Origin of the sequence: Acidocella sp., from assembly GCF_035535915.1 — a bacterium.
Taxonomy (GTDB): Bacteria; Pseudomonadota; Alphaproteobacteria; order Acetobacterales; family Acetobacteraceae; genus Acidocella.
Genome location: NZ_DATLPB010000049.1, coordinates 1 through 17474, shown reverse-complemented (window position 1 = coordinate 17474; position 17474 = coordinate 1). Strand labels below are relative to the sequence as shown.

Below are 17474 nucleotides of genomic sequence, written 5' to 3'. Positions count from 1 at the left end.
TCGGTCCGAGCGTATCTCCTGGGGACCGACGGAGCGATCATGGACACGCGCGCCGAACCTTGGGGCATCATGCACACGCCTGGGGGAGATTTCGCTGCGGCGTTTACCATGCTGACTGGTCCATGGCGGGATCGCTTTCCTGACATGAAGGCAATCGCCAGCGGCATGATCGGCAGCGCGCAAGGCTGGCGGGAGGCCCCCTATTGTGAGGCACCGGCCGGCACAACCGAACTGGCCGCCGCGCTTGTGACGGTGGGGACAGGGAATGGCCCGTTATATCTCGTGCCGGGCGTGCGGCGCGGGGGCAAGATTCCAAATGTGATGCGCGGCGAAGAAACCCAAATTCTCGGCGCGCTGTCCCTGGCGCCCGACCTCGAGAAGGACAGCATGGTGATCTTGCCCGGGACCCATAGCAAATGGGTTTCCGTGCATGAATCGCGCATCATGGACTTCGCGACTTACATGACCGGTGAGCTGTTCGCCGTTCTGCGGGACCATTCAATTCTGGGCAGGCCGGCGAAAGCGGTACAAAGGGAGGCCGGGGCTTCGGAGATCGACTGGTCTGCCTTCGAGCGTGGCGCAAGCACGGTTCGCGACAGCGCCGAGGGCCTCTCCGCGCTGCTATTTTCCACCCGCACCCTGGTCCTGGCCGGACTGATGGAACCCGCGCACAGCCTGGATTACCTGTCCGGCCTGCTCATCGGGGAGGAGTTTCGGGTTGCTCGTCCCGAGACGCAACGGCCCCTCACTGTGATCGGCGATCCGGCGCTATGCGCCCGCTACCAACGGGCCGCCGCCCTGTTCGGCCTGTCCACCCCTCGTTTGATCGAGAATCCGTGTGCCACCGGATTGTGGCGGATCGCGACGATGGCTGGACTGGCATGAGCTGGCAAACTGAAGGAGATACGCCGATGTTCGAGACGTTTTTGCAAAGGCTGCCTTTGGTCGCCATTCTGCGCGGCATCACCCCGGATGAGGCGGCGCCGGTGGGCCGCGCCCTGGCGGCGATCGGATTTTCCATCATCGAGATCCCGATGAACTCGCCAGAGCCCCTGGTCAGTATCGGGCGAATGAGCGCCGCACTGGGGGACAACTATCTGATCGGCGCCGGCACGGTGACGAATCCGGCATGGGTGCCGGATATCGCGACAGTCGGCGGCCGGATCATCGTGATGCCGCATGCGGATGTGGCGGTGATCAAAGCTGCCAAGGCGGCAGGTTTGGCCTGCGTCCCCGGCATTTCCACCCCGACCGAGGGATTCGCCGCCCTGCACGCCGGCGCCGATGCGCTCAAACTGTTTCCAGCGGAAGCGATGGGCCCGACAACCCTCACCGCGCTGCGCAGCGTGTTCCCGAAAGAGACAAAATTTTTACCGGTGGGCGGCATCAAGCCTGAGAGTCTAGCGGGCTATGTGGCGGCGGGGGCGGCCGGTTTCGGCCTTGGCTCGGCACTTTATCGGCCGGGCATGAGCGTCGGTGAGGTGAGTGCGAACGCCCTGGCCTTCGTCACTGCGTGGCGCGCCTGTACCGAGAAATCCTGACCGGTGACTGCCGTGGCACCGCTCCCGGAGACACCGTGGATGGCCCTTGCGGGAACGACCGGCGAAGCGTGGAGCGGGTGCGATGGGGGAGCGCCCACGACCGACCCGCCTGCCTGATCAACCGCTACGCCCCGGCGCCCGGATGAGCCTGCACCAGGACCGCAACGAACGGGATTTCACCGCCCCCATCGTCTCCGTCTCACTCGGCCTGCCCGCCATGTTCCTCTGGGGCGGCCCCGCCCGCACCGACAAAACCAGCCGCATCCTGTTAGAAAACGGCGACGTGCTGGTCTGGGGCGGCTCGGCGCGGCTGTATTTTCATGGGATCGCGCCGCTGAAGGAGGGAGAGCATCCGCTAACAGGACGGGCACGGATTAATTTGACGTTTCGGAAGGCGATGTAGGTAAAGCAAGCCTTGCAGCGGCGGGACGCAGGAGAACCGACAAGAGAAATCGCGCGGAGCTATAACATCAGCCATTCAACAATATCGAGGCTTTAGAAATGCAGCGCAAAGTCGAGTATTTTTTATCGATGGCTTCGCCATGGGCCTATCTTGGCCATGATGCCTTTAGAAGCCTGAGCCAGCGACACGGCGTTGAGGTCGTTGTGAGGCCAATTCCGCTTCGACGCTTGTTTCCAGAAACTGGGGGGCTACCATTGCCGAAACGCCATCCAGTTCGGCAGAAGTATAGATTGGTTGAGCTAACGCGTTGGCGTGATTTACGAAACGTCCCTCTCAAACTCTTCCCGGCCTACTCACCTTTCGATGCGACGTTACTCGACGGAGTTGTTACCGCGGCCGTAATTTCAGGCTATGATCCCGACGCGTTTATGCGAAAAGCGTTTGCAGGAATTTGGCATGAAGAACGCAACTTGGCCGATCCTAGCGTAATTATTGAACTCGCTGTTGCAGCTGGACTACCGGCCAGTCTCCTGGATCGTGACCATCAGGAGGCGGCGCAATTAGCTTATGAGGCGAACCTGCAGGATGCCATCGATTCTGGGGTCTTTGGTGCGCCATCTTACGTACTCGACGATGAGATTTTTTGGGGGCAGGACAGGCTTGAATTATTGGACATAGCTTTGTCAACCAGACGCGCCGCCGTCATTCCTGAAGTACCGATTTTGCAATAACTGAGCCTTATATCTGAAGAGCTGGGCGCCGCCTATATCTGATAAAGGACATTATCAAATATAGAGGACCCCAGCATAGGAACGTCCATGGACTGCCTGCTCGCCCGCGAGAGTAAAGCCTGTGGAGGACGACCTCTTATCAGGAGCATGTCATCTCCGACTGGCTTGGGCATCTCTGCGCACTCCCGTACCGGACTACAATGTCAGCGGCCTTTACTCCCTTGCCTTCCTTGGCTGCTGCTGGGTAATGCAATGAATATTCCCCCCGCCGAGCAGGATTTCGCGGGCGGGGACCATGACCACTTGCCGGTCGGGGAAAAGCCGCTGCAGCACGGAATGCGCCTCTGAGTCGGTCGGCACGTCGAAGCAGGGGGCGATAATGGCGCTGTTGGCGGCGTAGAAATTCACGTAGGAGGCGGCGAGGCGTTCGCCGGCCGCGCGGTTCATGCCGGTGGGGCTGTGGTCGATCCCCGCCGCCTCGGCGTCCGTGAGGAACATCGGCGTGGGCATGGGGATGTGTTCCACGGCGAGGCCGGCCGCGCGCAGGCGGGATTCGGCGTCGCGGGAGATCTGGTAATGCGGGTCGCTTGGGTCGTCGCACCAGCTTAAGAGCACGAGGCCGGGGCGCACGAAGCAGGCGAGATTGTCCACATGGCCGCCGGTTTCATCATGCGGCACGCCCGCACCCAGCCAGACGATTTTCTCCACACCGAGATAGTCGCGCAGCAGCGTTTCCATCTCCGCGCGCGTGGCGCCGGAATTGCGGTTCTGATCCAGCAGGCAGGATTCCGTGACCAGCACGGTGCCCGCGCCGTCGACATGGATGGCCCCGCCTTCCAGCACTTTCGGCGCGCGGAAGCGTTTGGCCTTTTCGATTTCCAGCATTTTCGCGGCGATCTGGTCGTCCAAATCCCACGGAAAATACAGCCCGTGCCCAAGCCCGCCCCAGGCATTGAACATCCAATCCACGCCGGCAAGGTCTCCCGCCGGGTTGAGCAGGAAGGTGGCGCCGGTGTCGCGCGCCCAGGCATCGTTGCTGCTCGCCTCGACCACACGCACGGCGGCCGGGAGCATGGCGCGGGCATTGGCGAATTGCCTTGCACTCACCAGCATGGTGACCGGCTCGAACCGGGCGATGGCGCCGGCGACCGCGGCAAAGGCGGCCTGCGCCGGCTTCGCACCCAGCCGCCAATTATCCGGGCGTTCCGGCCAGATCATCCAGCACCCATCATGCGGCGCCCATTCCGCCGGCATCGCGTAGTTTTGCGCCCGTGGCGTGATCGTATCGGACATGGTCAATTCGTCCGTCCGTGCCGGCCGTCGATGGTGAGCAGCGGCCCGTAAAGGTCCGGGCGGCGGTCGCGGAACAGGCCCCACGAGGCGCGCTGTTGGGCGATGGCGTCGAGGTCGAAGCGGGCGGTCAGCACTGCTTCCCCGGCCCGCACGGCCTCGGCGATCTTCCCGCCGGTCTGGTCGGCGATGAAGGAGGAGCCGTAGAAGGTAAGCGACGTGCCGCGCGCCCCCGCCTCGGTGCCGATGCGGTTGGAGGCGATCAGCGGCATCACGTTCGAGGCGGCATGGCCCTGCATCGCCCGTTGCCAATGGTCGCGTGAATCGAGCGTGGGGTCCTGCGGTTCGGAGCCGATGGCGGTGGGGTAGAACAGCAATTCCGCGCCCATCAGCGCCATGGCGCGCGCGGATTCCGGGAACCACTGGTCCCAGCAGATGCCCACGCCGATGCGGCCGAACGCGGTGTCCCACACCTTGAAGCCCGTATCGCCCGGCGTGAAATAGAATTTCTCCGAATAGCCCGGCCCGTCCGGGATGTGCGATTTGCGGTAGAAGCCGAGATTTTTGCCGTCGGCATCGATGATGACCACGGTGTTGAAAAAGCCCTGGCCGGCGCGCTCGAACACCGAGACCGGCAACACCACCCCGAGTTCCCGCGCCAGCGCGCTGAAGCGGGCGACCGCCTCATTCTGCTCCAGCGGCACCGCCAGTTGAAAATGCGCGTGGATCTGGTCCTGGCAGAAATACGGCGTCTCGAACAATTCCTGGATCAGGACGATGTTCGCCCCCTGCCCCGCCGCCCGGCGGATCAGCCGCTCGGCTGTGGCGATGTTGGCGCTCTTGTCGGTGCCACATTCCATTTGCGTGGCGGCAACGGTGACATGTCTCATGGGTGATCCCAAGCGAAGGAAGGCTACTTTTTGTGAACAAAAAGTAGCAAAAAAACTTTATTAATCTAAGCCGTGCTGTTTTCAACGCCACCGGCCCAGCGTCAAAAAAAGTTTTTTGCGCCGCTTTTTTTCAAAAAAGCGGCTGCTTCCTCCCTGCCTTGCCCTAACCGGCGGAGTTCGGCACAGAAGCGGCATGGCCGATCTCGATGAACTCCTGAAATCCCGTGGCATTGTGGCGGAGCTTGGCGCCCATATCGTCGCCGCCCGCTTCAACCGTGCCGGCACGCATACCGCCTTCGCGCTCGGCGATGGCAGCCTGCATCTGTTCGACTCCCAGGGCTGGAACAAGGTGGCGGTTTATGACGGCGCGGTGCTGAGCCTGGCCCCGCATCCGGCCGCATCGGGATTTTGCTTAGGCGGCGATGACGGGCGGCTGATGGCGGTGACGCCGGAGGGGCAGGTCAGCGAAATCGCCAAATTCGGCTCGAAATGGGTCGAGCATGTCGCCGGCTTCGCCGGCAAGACGCCGCTCATCGCCGCCGCGGCGGGGAAGAACCTGTATCTGCTGAGCGGCACCGGCGAGGTTTTGAAGACGCTCGCGCACCCCTCCACGGTCGCCGGCATCGCCTTCGACACCAAGGGCAAGCGGGTTGCCGCCGCGCATTATGGCGGGGCCTCGCTCTGGTTCACCGGTTCCAACGCCGAACCGCGCAAGCTGGAATGGAAGGGCAGCCATATCGGCGTCGCGCTGCACCCGGCCGGCGAGGCGCTGGTGACGGCGATGCAGGAGAACGCGCTGCATGGCTGGACCCTGCCCGAGGGCAAGCATATGCGCATGGCGGGCTATCCGGCCAAAACCGAATCCCTCGGCTTCACCCGCTCCGGCCGCTGGCTGGCCACTGCGGGCGCGGAATCGATCGTGCTCTGGCCGTTCTTCGGCGGCGGGCCGATGGGCAAGGCGCCGATGGAGCTTGGCGCCGGAGACGGCATCGTCAAGCGCATTGCCGCGCATCCGGAGCATGAGGTGGTGGCCGCGGGGTTCGATACCGGGCTGGTGATCATCGCCGACGTGCAGAAGGAACAGGTCTTGCCGGTCTGCGGGCCGGGGCGCGGCGCCGTCACCGCCCTGGACTGGGACGCTGCGGGCGCCCGCCTGGCCATCGGCACCGAAACCGGGTTCGCGGCTGTCGTGAATTTCGCCCGTTAGCGGAAAGCGGAAGAAAGTAGCCGCTTTTTTGAAAAAAAGCGGCGCAAAAAACTTTTGTTTACGCTGGGCCTGAGGCGCTGAAGCTGCACGGGCCCAAAGTAAACAAAGTTTTTTTGCTTCTTTTTGTTCACAAAAAGAAGCGCTTTCTTCCTTTTGCTGCGCCTAACGCCCGGAGAGCATCAGCACCACCACCAGGGCGATGGCAACGCCCTGCAGGATCACGCGCAAGCGCATCAGCCGGTTGGAGGTCCGTGGGCTGCGGTTGAGATCGGCCATGCCGATGGCACCGATCAGCATGACCACGACCACCGCGATCATGTCGAGCGCCAGCAGGATGAAAAGGATCGTTCTCATGGCGGTCATATAAGCAGGCCCTGGACAGCTTGCCTATCGCCGCGCGGGTTGACTAACACGGCAACATCCTTTGTGCATGGGCCATGCGTTTTGCCCTTTTTGCCTGCCTTTTCGTTCTCTACCTCGGTTGCGGCCCCGCCATGGCGCAGACGACCACCGCCGCGCATCCGGCCAGCCACCCGGCCGCACCGGCCCATGCCACGCCCAGCGCCATCATTCCCGGCTCCCCGCTTGCCGCGCTGACCGGCGCGGCGGCGCCCCCTGCCCGGTCCGGCACGGCCGCCCCGCCGGGCACCAGCGCGATCACCCTGTCGATCTCCGCGGCGATCAGCAAGCAATCGGCCCGCCTGTTCGGCAATTTTATCATGGCCGTGCACCAATCCACCCGGATCGGCCCGGTGCTGAACTGGATCCACGGCTTTGCCAGCGTGCCCGCCCGCCGCGCGCATCTCCTGGAGGTCGTCCAGGCGTTGCTGCTCACCATTCTGCCCGGCCTGGCGGCTGAGCGGCTGCTGCATTTCGCCCTGGCGCGCCCGCGCGCCGCGCTGGTGAGGCGCGCCGAGACCCGGCTCCCGCTGCCTACCGACATGGCAAGGCCGTCAAATGACGACAAAAATAGCGAGGAGTCCGAGGAAGACGGCCAAGGGCTGGCCGATGCCGAGGCCGGCGAGACGGAAAAGCGGCTGGACCGCAAGCACAGCATCCTGATCTGGGGGCGGCGCTTCGCCCTCGGCCTGCTGCATCTGGGCCTGCGTCTGGTGCCGTTGATCGGCTTCGCCATCATCATCCAGGTGCTGGTCTCGTCCTCGCTGATCGCCAGCGAACCGGGGGAATTCGCGGTCATCAACGTCGCCAACGCCTATTTGCTGTGCCGGGCGGCGCTGGAGTTGCTACGGTTCGTCCTCGCGCCGCAAACCCCCAGCCTGCGGCTGGTGCGGCTCGGCTCGGCCGCCGCCGAACGGGTGCTGCGCGGGGCGCGGCGGCCACTCTTAACCGGTTTCGCCGGCTTTGCGCTGGTCTCGCTTGGCGAGTTGCTCGGCCTCGACCCTTTCGGCGCCACCGTGCTGCTGCGGCTGATCACGCTCGTGGTTCATCTGGAAATCGCCTGGGGCATCTGGAGGAGCCGGCGCATCGTCGGCGGCTGGATCAGCGGGGCGCCGCACGCCACGAGCCTGAGCGCCGGGATCCGGCAAAGGCTCGGCCGGATCTGGCATTATCCGGCATTGTTCTATGTGTTGGCATTATGGATCGCCTGGGCCGGCGGCGTGCACAACGCATTCGGGGTACTCCTCCGGGTCGTACTCGTGGTCGTCGCCGCGCTGATCGTAGGGCGGCTCGCCTGGTTTGGCAGCGCCTATACGCTGGAGCGCTTCCTTCCCTCTGCGGACGCCATCGCGAAGCGACACGCGCTCTTTGCCCGTATCTACGCTTATCGCCCCGTGCTGCGCGGCTTCATTCGCGCTGTCATCGGCATTCTGGTCTTCCTTCTCATCCTGCAAGGCTGGGGAATACACGCCTTCAGCTGGCTGCTAAACGACCCGATCAGTCGCGCGCTGATCGACGCCTTTATCGCCGTCGTCATTACCATCGCCGCGGCGCTGGCCTTATGGGAATGCGCCAATGTCTTCCTGAACAGCCGGATCGAACATCTGACTGCCACCGGCCATACACGGCATGCCACGCGGCTGCGCACGATGTTGCCGATCATTCGCGCCACGCTTGCCATCATCATTGGCCTGGTCGCGGGATTGATCTGCCTGTCGAAAATCGGCGTCAATGCCGCGCCGCTGCTGGCCGGTGCCGGCGTGCTGGGCATTGCCATCGGCTTCGGCAGCCAGAAGCTGGTGCAGGATGTGATTACCGGGCTGTTCCTGCTGCTCGAGGATGCGATGCAGGTCGGCGACGTTATCACCCTCGCGGGCATGAGCGGCACGGTGGAGCGGCTCTCGATCCGCACCATCCGCCTGCGCGGCGGCGACGGTTCGGTCAACATCATCCCCTTCTCCGCGGTGACCACGGTCACCAACATGACGCGGGATTTCAGCTATGCGCAGATTTCCATCGGGGTCGGCTATGAAGAAGACCTGCCGCATGTTTTCGCGGTGCTGACCGACATTGGCCGCAGCATGCGCGCGGACCCGGTCTGGGGGACGATGATGCGCGACGATCTGCAGGTTTTCGGCCTCGACCAGTTCGGCGCCTCGGCTCTGACGATTACCGGACAGATCCGTACCGGGCCGGGCCAGCACTGGTCGGTGCGGCGCGAATTTTATGCCCGGGTCAAGCAGCGTTTCGAAGCCGAAGGGATCGAATTGCCTTATCTCTATCTGGCGCCGGCGCCGGACCAACCGGCACATGCCGAAGCGGCCCCTTCAGTGCCCGAAAAATCGCCCCTCAAAAGCCGGTAATATCGGCCAGGACGCGCCGGCCCGAGACACTGCGGCGCAGCGGGATCACGCCGTGCATATCCTTGCTGGCCTCGGCGATGGTGACGCCCGAGAAGCGCGGGACGATCGCGCCGCCGGTGCGCTCCCACAGGTCGAAAGCCCAGTGCGGCCAGGGCATCGGCGGCGCGAACAAAGCCGGCTCTCTGGTCTCGACCTTGAAAAACAGCCCGCTTAGCACCCGCGCCAGCTGCCGCTCGGAATAAGGCTGGCCATGGCCGAACGGCGTGCTTTCGGCATAGGCCCAAAGCCCCTGCCGGTTGGGCACGACGATGATCAGCCGCCCGTCATCTTTCAGCAGCCGCCAGACCTCCCGCAACAGGCGCCTGGCGTTGTCGGCCTGCTCGAAACCATGCACCAGCAGAATGCGGTCGAACAGCAGATCGGGGAAGGGCAGCGCATCCTCCTCCGACAGGCAGGACAGGCTGGCGCGGCCGAGCGGCCATGGGGCCAGCCCCATCTGCTGCGGCGACACGGCAATGCAGCGCGCCGCCTGCTCGCGCCAAAGCTGCAAATAGGGGCCGGTATAGCCCAGGCCCAGCACCGACAGGCCGGCGCAATCCGGCCAGATTTCCCGCAACTTCTGGCGCAGCAGGGCAGCGGTCAGGCGCCCCAGCGCTGTCGCATAAAATTCTCCCGCATCTCGCGCGTCGATCCCCATTTGCCTTATATACACCCCTCTATTCCCAGGAGCGACAGACGTGACCGTAACTGCCACCCCTATCCCTATGCTCAGCGACAACTATTCATGGTTGTTGAGAGAGTCAGTCTCCGGCAAGGTCGCCATCGTCGATCCCGCCGAGGCCGCGCCGGCGATCGCGGCGATCGAAGCGGCCGGCGGCAAGCTCGACATGATCCTGCTGACGCATCACCATGCCGACCATGTCGACGGCGTCCCGGCGCTCGTCGCCAGATACCATCCCGTGGTGGTCGGCAACGCCGCCGACGCGCACCGCCTGCCGAACCTCGACATCGCCGTGCATGAAGGCGATACGGTGGATTTCGGCGCCACCAAGGCGCGGGTGATCGACACGCCCGGCCACACGCTCGGGCACATCTCCTACTATATCGCCGATGGCGGCATCCTGCTTCCCGGCGATACGCTGTTCAGCCTGGGCTGCGGCCGGCTGTTCGAAGGCACGGCCAAGGACATGTTCCACTCCATGGCCAAATACGAGGATTTGCCGGACAGCACCCTGGTCTGCGCCGGGCATGAATACACCGCCTCGAACGCGAAATTCGCGCTGGCGATGGACCCGGACAACAGGGCTTTGCAGGAGCGCGCGGCCGAAGTGGCGGCCCTGCGCGCCGCCGGCAAACCGACCCTGCCGGTGACGCTGGGGGTGGAGCGCGCGACCAACCCGTTCCTGCGCGCGCCGGATGCCGAGACTTTCGGCAAGCTGCGCACCGCGAAGGACCATTTCTAAGAAAGAGAAAGGTAGGCTACTTTTTGTGAACAAAAAGTAGCAAAAAAACTTTGTTAACTTTAGGCCATGCTGGTTCCGCCGCCACGGGCCCAGCATAACAAAAATTTTTTGCGCCGCTTTCTTGGAGGATCACATGACGAACTTGGTCGACTGGTTCGACGAGCATCGGATCACGGAAGTCGAATGCCTGGTGCCGGACATCACCGGCATCCCACGCGGCAAGATCATGCCGGCGCAGAAATTCCTGCAAGGAACCGCCCCGCGTCTTCCCGAGGCGATTTTCATCCAGTCGGTGACCGGCGAGTATCCCGAAGACCCGCAGGACACGCTGACCAACCCGGCAATCATCGATATCCGTTTGGTCCCGGACGCCAAAACCGTACGGCTGGTGCCCTGGGCACATGAGCCGACCGCGCAGATCATTCATGACTGCCAATATGCCGACGGAACGCCGGTGCCGATGGCGCCGCGCCAGGTGCTGCAGCGCGTGCTGGCGCTCTACGCGGAAAAAGGCTGGAAGCCGGTGCTGGCGCCGGAACTGGAATTCTACCTGGTCGGCCGCAATACCGACCCGGACTATCCGCTGGCGCCACCGGTGGGGCGCTCCGGGCGGCAGGAAACCGGCCGGCAAGCCTATTCAATCGACGCGGTCAACGAGTTCGACCCGCTCTTCGAGGAAATGTACGATTTCTGCGACATGCAGGACCTCGACCTCGACACGCTGATCCATGAAGAGGGCGCGGCGCAGGTGGAGATCAATTTCCTGCATGGCAACCCGCTCGACCTCGCCGACCAGGTATTCCTGTTCAAACGCACGGTGCGCGAGGTGGCCCTGCGGCACGATATCTACGCCACCTTCATGTCCAAGCCGATGGGCAACGAGCCGGGCAGCGCCATGCATGTGCACCAGAGCATCGTCGACCCGCAAACCGGCGCAAACCTGTTCGCCGGCGCCGACGGCAAAGCAAGCAAGCTGTTCCGCGCCTATATCGGCGGACTGCAGAAATACATCCCGGCGGTGATGCCGATTTTCGCGCCCAACGTGAATTCCTACCGTCGGCTGGCGCGTTTCTCCAACGCCCCGATCAATTTGCAATGGGGCTACGACAACCGCACCTGCGGGCTGCGCGTGCCGGTCGGCGACGCATCGGCGATGCGCGTGGAAAACCGCGTGCCGGGGGCCGACGCCAACCCCTATCTCGCGTTCGCCGCCACGCTCGCCTGCGGCTATCTCGGCATGGTCGAACAACTCGAAGCCACGCCCGAACAGATCGGCTCGGCCTATTCCGGGGAATATACCCTGCCGCGGGAACTCTCCCAGGCGCTGGAGGTGATGGACGGTTCCACCGCCATGCGCGAGATTCTGGGCGAGAAGCTCGTCGACGTGCTGGTGGCGGTGAAGCGGCTGGAATACGAAACCTATCTGCGCGTCATCAGCTCCTGGGAACGGGAGCATTTGCTGTTGAATGTTTAGGAAGAAAGCAGCCGCTTTTTAAAAAAAGCGGCGCAAAAATTTTGTTTACGCCGGCCATGGGCACTGTCGGCGCCAACGCCCATGACCCAGCATAACAAAGTTTTTTTGCTACTTTTTGTTCACAAAAAGTAGCGCTTCCTTCTTGCTTTTTTGCTTCAGCCCCAGAATTTTGACACGACAACAAAATGACCACCGATAATTACTACCAGGCCACAAAGCGGGTCGCGCTGACGGCGCCGGCGCTGGATCAGGATCTGAACGTCGACGTCGCCATTATCGGTGGCGGCATCACCGGTGTTTCCGCCGCCTTGCATCTGGCCGAGCGCGGTTATGATGTGGCGCTGCTCGAGGCGCACGACATCGGCTGGGGCGCCTCGGGGCGCAATGGTGGCCAGGTTCTGGCGGGCTTTGGTGTTGGCCAGGTGAAGCTGAAAAAACTCGTCGGCGCCGAGCCGGCGCAGCGGCTCTGGGACATGTCGGTCGAAGCCGTGAACCTGCTCCATGCGCAGATCCGGCGCTTCGACATCCCATGCGATCCAATGCAGGGCTATCTGCACGCGGCGCTGAAAGCCCGCCAGGTGCGCGAACTGGAGGAGACCCAGGAGGAATACGCACAGCTCGGCGCGCCGGTGGGGCGGATTTTGCGCGGCGACGAATTGCGCGCGCGGCTGGCCAGCCCGCGCTATCTGGCCGCGCTCGAGGACAAGCTGGCCGGGCATATCCATCCGCTCAACTACACGCTCGGCCTCGCCGCCGCGGCGCAGCGCGCCGGCGCGAAATTGTTCGCGCAGACCAGGGTGACCGAGGTCACACCAGGGCGGCGCATCAAAATCCGGGCCGGCGGGCATGAAATACGGGCCTCGTACCTGCTGACCGCCGGCGGCGCCTATCTGGGCGAGCTGATGCGGCCGCTCACCGGCTATATCATGCCGGTCAGCACCTATATTATCGCCACCGAATCTCGCGCCGATATGCCCCGGCTGATCCCCGGCAACGAGGCGGTGGCCGATCTGAATTTCGTGCTCGATTATTTCCGCCGTTCGCCCGATGACCGGCTGCTGTTCGGCGGGCGCGTCTCCTACTCCACCCTGCCCCCGCCGGCGCTGAAATCGGCCATGCTGGCCCGGGCCGTGCGCGTCTTCCCGCAATTGCGCGATGCGCGGGTGGAGCATGTCTGGGGCGGGAATGTGGACATCACCCGCAACCGCGCGCCGCATTTCGGCCGCCTCACCAACAATATCCTGTTCTGCCACGGATTTTCCGGCCATGGCGTGGCCCTGACCGGGCTGGCCGGCAAGCTCGCCGCCGAGGCGATCGCCGGCCAGGCCGAACGGTTCGACGCTTTTACCCGCATCCCGCACGCGCGTTTTCCCGGCGGCCGGGCTTTTCGCGTGCCGGCCCTGCTGCTGGCGACCGCCTATTACCGGCTGCGGGATATGTTTTAAGACAAAAAGGAAGCGCTTCTTTTTGTGAACAAAAAGAAGCAAAAAAACTTTGATGACTCTGGGTCATGGGCGTTGTCGGCGACAACGCCCATGACCCAGAGTCACAAAAAGTTTTTGCGCCGCTTTTTTCAAAAAGCGGCCGCTTTCTTTTTGAGGCTGGCGAGGCGGTGGAACGGCCAATATATCGGAAGCCATGAATCCGATCCTGATCACCGGCGGCGCCAAACGCCTGGGCGCCGCGATGGCCCGCACGCTCGCGGCAGCCGGCTATCCCGTCATCATCCATGCCAACCGCTCGCTGGCGGAGGCCCAGGCTTTGGCCGACGAACTCGGCGCCCGGATCGTGCAGGGCGATCTCGCCGATCCGGCGGTGCCGGCGCGGCTGATCGACCAATGCGGTGCGCTGCATGGGGTGATCAACAATGCCTCGCATTTCACGTTCGACGCGCCGGGCTCGGTGGATGCGGCATCGCTCCACGCGCATTTCGGCCCCAACCTGGTGGCGCCGGTTCTGCTGGCGCGGGCTTTCGCCGCGCAAAAGCCCGCGCAAGGCGTGATCATCAACATGCTCGACCAGAAGCTGAGCAACCTGAACCCGGATTTCTTCGCCTACACGCTGAGCAAGGCGGCCCTGGCGGCGGCGACGGAAATGATGGCCCAGGCGTTCGCCCCTGCGATCCGCGTGTGCGGCATCGCCCCCGGCCTGACCCTGCCCGGCCCCAAACAGGCGCCGGAACGTTTCGCGCGGGCCTGGCGGGCCAACCCGCTCCGCCGGGGGGCCGCCCCTGAGGACATCGCCGCCGCCGCCGTGTTCATCATGCAGACGCCCTCGCTCACCGGCACCACCATCACCGTCGATGGCGGCGAGCACCTCCTGCATCGCGGCAGGGACGTTGCATTTTTATCTCCGGAATGACCTAGTATAATCAATAGAATAGATTCACTCGGAGGGTTGATGTCGGTCCGAAAATTCCTGCTCCCGGTCAGCAGCTCCGCCTCGGCAGAGTCAGCCCTCCGCACTGCGCTGATGCTGACGAAAATGTGGAACGCGCATCTGCAGGTGCTGCATATCCGCGTCGATGCCCGCGACCTCGCACCCCTGGCCGGTGAAGGCCTGTCCGGCGCGATGATCGAGGAAATGATCAGCGCCACTGAAAAAGAGAGCGGCGCGCGCGCGTTCGATTTACGCGAGATGTTCGGCCTGGCCACCGAGGCCGAGGCCGTGCCGGTGGGCGACGCGCAGCGCGGCCGCAACGAGCCCAGCGCCTGCTTCACCACCATGACCGGCCGCGAGGAGGAAATCATCGCGCATCAGGCGCGGTTGGCCGATCTCACCATCGTGCCGCACCCCCTTGCCGGCGAGGATGTGGCCGCCGCGGACGCGCTGCATGCCGTGCTGTTCGATTCCGGCCGCCCGGTGCTGCTGGCGCCGGTGCAGCCGCCGCAGAGCATCGGCAAGCGCATCGCCATCGCCTGGAACGGCACCGCCTATGCCGCGTCGGCGCTGGCTTCGGTGATGCCGTTCGTGCGCCAGGCCGAGGCCGTGCGGGTGCTGACCTCGGAGGAATATTTCCGGCGCGGGCCAAGCGCGGCCGAAGTGGTGGGCTATATTTCGCATCATGGCGTGACCGCGGAGGTGGGCGAATTCCGGCCGGTCGACCGCGTCGTCGGCGCCGGCCTGCTGGCGGCGGCCATGGACTGGGGCGCGGATCTGATGTCGATGGGCGCCTATTGCTCGGCCTCGCGCCTGCGCCAACTGATCCTCGGCGGCACCACCCGCCATGTTCTGGAGCACGCAGCCTTGCCGGTGCTGATGAACCGCTAGAGCGCGATGACTTTAAGTCGGACCGTTTCATGGTTCGACTTAAAGTCTGAATCGTCCTCTAACTTATTTATCGAGAGGCGGCGGGCCAAAAAACGCTCGGGCTGGGCTGGTTGCCGCGCCGCCGGCCCGCAATAGCAAAAGTTTTCGCGCCGCTTTTTGCAAAAAACGGCAGCTTTCTTCTATCTACAATGCGCGTTCGACGTAACAACGTGGCAGACCGGACAGCTCATCGGCCATCTCATGGCGACGTGAACGGCATCTTCACAGGAGTACGAGATGATAGACATTCGCCCGTTCTCTTCACTCGGCGCCTTCAGCAATAGCTGGCTGACCGCCCGGCATCATTTCAGCTTCGGCGACTATTACAATCCCGCCCGCATGGGCGTTGGCCGCCTGCGGGTCTGGAATGATGACCAGATCGCCGCCGGCACAGGCTTTGGCGCGCATCCGCACCGGGACATGGAGATCATCACCTTCGTCCGCCAGGGCGCCATCACCCACCAGGACGATACGGGCAGTGAGGGCCGGACCCAGGCTGGCGACATACAGGTGATGCATGCCGGAACCGGCATCATGCATGCCGAGCTGAACCGGGAGGCCGAGCCGACCCGGATTTTCCAGATCTGGATCGAGCCGGACCAGCTCGGCGTGGCGCCCGGCTGGCAGATGCGGGAATTTCCGCGCGCCTGGGGCGAAGGATTGCAGGTGCTGGCGAGCGGCCGGCCCGCGGACAGCGCCACCGACGCCTTGCCGCTTTATGCCGATGCCGCGCTGCTGGTGGGCAAGTTCGCCACCGGTGAGCGTGCCAGCTACGCCCTGCCGGCGGGGCGGGCGGCTTACCTGGTGGCGGCCAGCGGCGAGATCAACATCAACGGCCAGACCGCCGCGGCACGCGACGGTGTGGCGCTGCGCGACGAACCGCATATCGACATCGAAGCTATGCACGCCGCGGAAATTCTTCTGGTCGATGTGCGCGACGAGATGTGACCCCTCGTTGCGTATGCAACTTACCGTGAACTTCGTATACATATTTCCGGTTGCCTGTGGCATTTCGGTAACTATTGTTTCACGCTGTCACGGAAGCGTCGTATAGAAATTAGAGCTATGTAACGGCACGAGGCCGATTTAACCCAAGCGAGCTGGAGACACTGTGTACATGCGCAAGACATTCAACCGTAGCACGGCGATCACGTTGGCGCTGCTCGGCGCAACCGTGGTTGGCAGCCTGAGCGCCGTCGCGGCGCGGGCTGATAACCCGCCCTTGAACGAGACGGCCGCCGTGGAAAGCGATTTCAAGCCGGTCGGCGACTTCACCAACCTCGTCAAGCGCGTCACGCCGGCCGTGGTGTCGATCACTGTGCATCTGAAACTTGATCAGACCGCGGATGACAGCAGCGACAATGGCAACAATTCGGGCGGCAACAACAACGTGCCGCCGGGCTTCCCGCAATTGCCCGGTTTCCCGCCCGGCTTCCCCTTCGGCCCGGCGCCCCAGCAGCCGCAAGCGGTCGAGGCCAAAGGGTCGGGCTTCATCATCAATTCAAACGGCACGATCGTCACCAACAACCATGTGGTGAAGGGCGCGCAGAGCGTGAGCGTGACGCTGTCCGACGGCACGAGCTATCCGGCGAAAGTCGTCGGTACCGATCCGAAAACCGACCTCGCGGTGGTGAAGATCACGGTCGGCCATCCCCTCCCTTATGTCGAACTTGGCCAGTCCAAGGATGTCGAGCCGGGTGAATGGGTGGTGGCCATGGGCAACCCGTTCGGCCTGGGCGGCACCGTGACCGCGGGCATCGTCTCGGCGCTGGGCCGCAATATCGGCGACGGGCCGTATGACCGTTTCATCCAGATCGATGCGCCGATCAATGAAGGCAATTCCGGCGGCCCGCTGTTCAACCAGCGCGGCGAGGTGATCGGCATCAACACCGCGATCCTGACGCCGACCGGCGGCTCGGTCGGCATCGGCTTCGCCATCCCCTCGGAAATGGTTCAGCGCGTGGTCTCGCAGCTGATCGCGAGCGGCAAGGTGACGCGCGGCTATCTCGGCGTCGCGGCGCAGCAGATCTCGCCGGAAATGGCGCAGGCGATCGGCCTGCCGACCGCGGACCCGGCCAATGACGGGGCGCTGGTCGCCGCCGTTTCCGGCGGCAGCCCCGCGGCGCGCGCCGGGCTGAAGCCGGGCGACGTCATCACTGCCGTGAACGGCGTGAAGGTCAGCGGCCCGAGCGATCTCGCCGCCGATATCGCCAATATCGATCCCAACCACGACGCCACCATCACCTATACGCAGGACGGCAAGTCACACGATCTGTCGGTGGTGGTGACGACCATGCCGGCCGATCCGAATGCCGGCTTCCAGATCGGCGGCAGCAACAATGCGGCGCCGGGAACGAGCCACGCCTCTCTGGGCCTGACCCTGGCACCGCTGACGTTCGACAGC

Annotated in this window: 18 protein-coding genes; 14 read left to right on the top strand and 4 right to left on the bottom strand. The window is 63.9% G+C overall.

All coding sequences use genetic code 11. The annotated features are described in order from the left end of the window. The 5 genes from VNC39_RS06245 to VNC39_RS06225 form a co-directional block, all read left to right on the top strand. Window positions 1-885 (top strand): 2-dehydro-3-deoxygalactonokinase (locus VNC39_RS06245; protein ID WP_325397275.1); only part of this gene is annotated, 885 nt, incomplete at its 5' end. A gap of 26 nt (window positions 886-911) precedes the next feature. Next, a complete protein-coding gene (locus VNC39_RS06240; protein WP_325397273.1) occupies window positions 912-1541 on the top strand; it encodes a 2-dehydro-3-deoxy-6-phosphogalactonate aldolase in 630 nt (209 codons plus the stop codon). Between the two features lie 82 nt (window positions 1542-1623). Next, window positions 1624-1944 (top strand): alpha-ketoglutarate-dependent dioxygenase AlkB, encoded by a 321-nt coding sequence (locus tag VNC39_RS06235; RefSeq protein WP_325397271.1) that lies wholly within the window; start codon window positions 1624-1626, stop codon window positions 1942-1944. Between the two features lie 12 nt (window positions 1945-1956). Next, on the top strand, window positions 1957-2040 hold the full coding sequence (locus VNC39_RS06230; RefSeq protein ID WP_325397277.1) for a helix-turn-helix domain-containing protein: 84 nt from the start codon (window positions 1957-1959) through the stop codon (window positions 2038-2040). 2 nt (window positions 2041-2042) lie between these two features. Continuing rightward, window positions 2043-2675, top strand: a complete 633-nt coding sequence (locus tag VNC39_RS06225; RefSeq protein ID WP_325397269.1) for a 2-hydroxychromene-2-carboxylate isomerase — start codon at window positions 2043-2045, stop codon at window positions 2673-2675. Window positions 2676-2888: 213 nt separating this feature from the next. On the opposite strand, the gene aguA is transcribed toward VNC39_RS06225, so the two are convergent. Together aguA and aguB are read right to left on the bottom strand one after the other, a co-directional pair. Then, window positions 2889-3968: an agmatine deiminase gene (gene aguA, locus VNC39_RS06220; RefSeq protein WP_325397267.1), complete on the bottom strand. Its 1080-nt coding sequence runs from the start codon at window positions 3966-3968 to the stop codon at window positions 2889-2891. 2 nt (window positions 3969-3970) lie between these two features. Further along, window positions 3971-4855 carry an N-carbamoylputrescine amidase gene (gene aguB / locus VNC39_RS06215; protein WP_325397265.1) on the bottom strand — a complete coding sequence of 295 codons (885 nt, stop codon included), beginning with the start codon at window positions 4853-4855 and terminating at the stop codon, window positions 3971-3973. A 193-nt stretch (window positions 4856-5048) separates the two neighbouring features. Between aguB and VNC39_RS06210 the strand changes: the two genes are divergently transcribed. Then, on the top strand, window positions 5049-6062 hold the full coding sequence (locus tag VNC39_RS06210) for a WD40 repeat domain-containing protein (RefSeq protein WP_325397263.1): 1014 nt from the start codon (window positions 5049-5051) through the stop codon (window positions 6060-6062). 162 nt (window positions 6063-6224) lie between these two features. Here VNC39_RS06210 and VNC39_RS06205 read toward each other — a convergent pair whose 3' ends face one another. Next, on the bottom strand, window positions 6225-6416 hold the full coding sequence (locus VNC39_RS06205) for an HIG1 domain-containing protein (RefSeq protein WP_325397261.1): 192 nt from the start codon (window positions 6414-6416) through the stop codon (window positions 6225-6227). Window positions 6417-6556: 140 nt separating this feature from the next. On the opposite strand from VNC39_RS06205, the gene VNC39_RS06200 reads away from it, so the two are divergent. Next, window positions 6557-8824: a mechanosensitive ion channel family protein gene (locus VNC39_RS06200; RefSeq protein WP_325397259.1), complete on the top strand. Its 2268-nt coding sequence runs from the start codon at window positions 6557-6559 to the stop codon at window positions 8822-8824. Here the strand turns inward: VNC39_RS06200 and VNC39_RS06195 are convergent. Beyond that, the gene (locus tag VNC39_RS06195; RefSeq protein WP_325397257.1) at window positions 8811-9536 is read right to left on the bottom strand and encodes a class I SAM-dependent methyltransferase; all 726 of its coding nucleotides are present in this window, start codon (window positions 9534-9536) and stop codon (window positions 8811-8813) included. The genes VNC39_RS06200 and VNC39_RS06195 overlap by 14 nt on opposite strands. A gap of 25 nt (window positions 9537-9561) precedes the next feature. On the opposite strand from VNC39_RS06195, the gene gloB reads away from it, so the two are divergent. From gloB to VNC39_RS06160, 7 genes are all read left to right on the top strand, one after another. After that, window positions 9562-10287 carry a hydroxyacylglutathione hydrolase gene (gene gloB, locus VNC39_RS06190; protein WP_325397255.1) on the top strand — a complete coding sequence of 242 codons (726 nt, stop codon included), beginning with the start codon at window positions 9562-9564 and terminating at the stop codon, window positions 10285-10287. A gap of 133 nt (window positions 10288-10420) precedes the next feature. Further along, window positions 10421-11761, top strand: a complete 1341-nt coding sequence (locus VNC39_RS06185; RefSeq protein ID WP_325397253.1) for a glutamine synthetase family protein — start codon at window positions 10421-10423, stop codon at window positions 11759-11761. A 185-nt stretch (window positions 11762-11946) separates the two neighbouring features. Continuing rightward, the gene (locus VNC39_RS06180) at window positions 11947-13206 is read left to right on the top strand and encodes an NAD(P)/FAD-dependent oxidoreductase (protein WP_325397251.1); all 1260 of its coding nucleotides are present in this window, start codon (window positions 11947-11949) and stop codon (window positions 13204-13206) included. Between the two features lie 193 nt (window positions 13207-13399). Further along, entirely contained in the window at window positions 13400-14122 is a 723-nt protein-coding gene (locus VNC39_RS06175; RefSeq protein WP_325397249.1) for an SDR family oxidoreductase, read from the top strand. 39 nt (window positions 14123-14161) lie between these two features. Beyond that, the gene (locus VNC39_RS06170; RefSeq protein ID WP_325397247.1) at window positions 14162-15031 is read left to right on the top strand and encodes a universal stress protein; all 870 of its coding nucleotides are present in this window, start codon (window positions 14162-14164) and stop codon (window positions 15029-15031) included. 276 nt (window positions 15032-15307) lie between these two features. Further along, window positions 15308-16018, top strand: coding sequence for a pirin family protein (locus VNC39_RS06165; RefSeq protein WP_325397245.1), 711 nt, complete (start codon window positions 15308-15310; stop codon window positions 16016-16018). A 169-nt stretch (window positions 16019-16187) separates the two neighbouring features. Further along, window positions 16188-17474 (top strand): S1C family serine protease (locus VNC39_RS06160; protein WP_325397243.1); only part of this gene is annotated, 1287 nt, incomplete at its 3' end.

Excerpts from the sequence above, each read along its gene's own strand:
- VNC39_RS06185 (WP_325397253.1), top strand. The coding sequence starts at position 10,421 with ATGACGAACTTGGTCGACTGGTTCGACGAGCATCGGATCACGGAAGTC.
- VNC39_RS06235 (WP_325397271.1), top strand. The coding sequence starts at position 1,624 with ATGGGGGAGCGCCCACGACCGACCCGCCTGCCTGATCAACCGCTACGC.
- VNC39_RS06165 (WP_325397245.1), top strand. The coding sequence starts at position 15,308 with ATGATAGACATTCGCCCGTTCTCTTCACTCGGCGCCTTCAGCAATAGC.
- aguA (WP_325397267.1), bottom strand. The coding sequence starts at position 3,968 with ATGTCCGATACGATCACGCCACGGGCGCAAAACTACGCGATGCCGGCG.
- VNC39_RS06240 (WP_325397273.1), top strand. The coding sequence starts at position 912 with ATGTTCGAGACGTTTTTGCAAAGGCTGCCTTTGGTCGCCATTCTGCGC.
- VNC39_RS06225 (WP_325397269.1), top strand. The coding sequence starts at position 2,043 with ATGCAGCGCAAAGTCGAGTATTTTTTATCGATGGCTTCGCCATGGGCC.
- VNC39_RS06170 (WP_325397247.1), top strand. The coding sequence starts at position 14,162 with ATGTCGGTCCGAAAATTCCTGCTCCCGGTCAGCAGCTCCGCCTCGGCA.
- VNC39_RS06180 (WP_325397251.1), top strand. The coding sequence starts at position 11,947 with ATGACCACCGATAATTACTACCAGGCCACAAAGCGGGTCGCGCTGACG.
- VNC39_RS06200 (WP_325397259.1), top strand. The coding sequence starts at position 6,557 with ATGGCGCAGACGACCACCGCCGCGCATCCGGCCAGCCACCCGGCCGCA.
- VNC39_RS06210 (WP_325397263.1), top strand. The coding sequence starts at position 5,049 with ATGGCCGATCTCGATGAACTCCTGAAATCCCGTGGCATTGTGGCGGAG.
- aguB (WP_325397265.1), bottom strand. The coding sequence starts at position 4,855 with ATGAGACATGTCACCGTTGCCGCCACGCAAATGGAATGTGGCACCGAC.
- VNC39_RS06205 (WP_325397261.1), bottom strand. The coding sequence starts at position 6,416 with ATGAGAACGATCCTTTTCATCCTGCTGGCGCTCGACATGATCGCGGTG.
- VNC39_RS06175 (WP_325397249.1), top strand. The coding sequence starts at position 13,400 with ATGAATCCGATCCTGATCACCGGCGGCGCCAAACGCCTGGGCGCCGCG.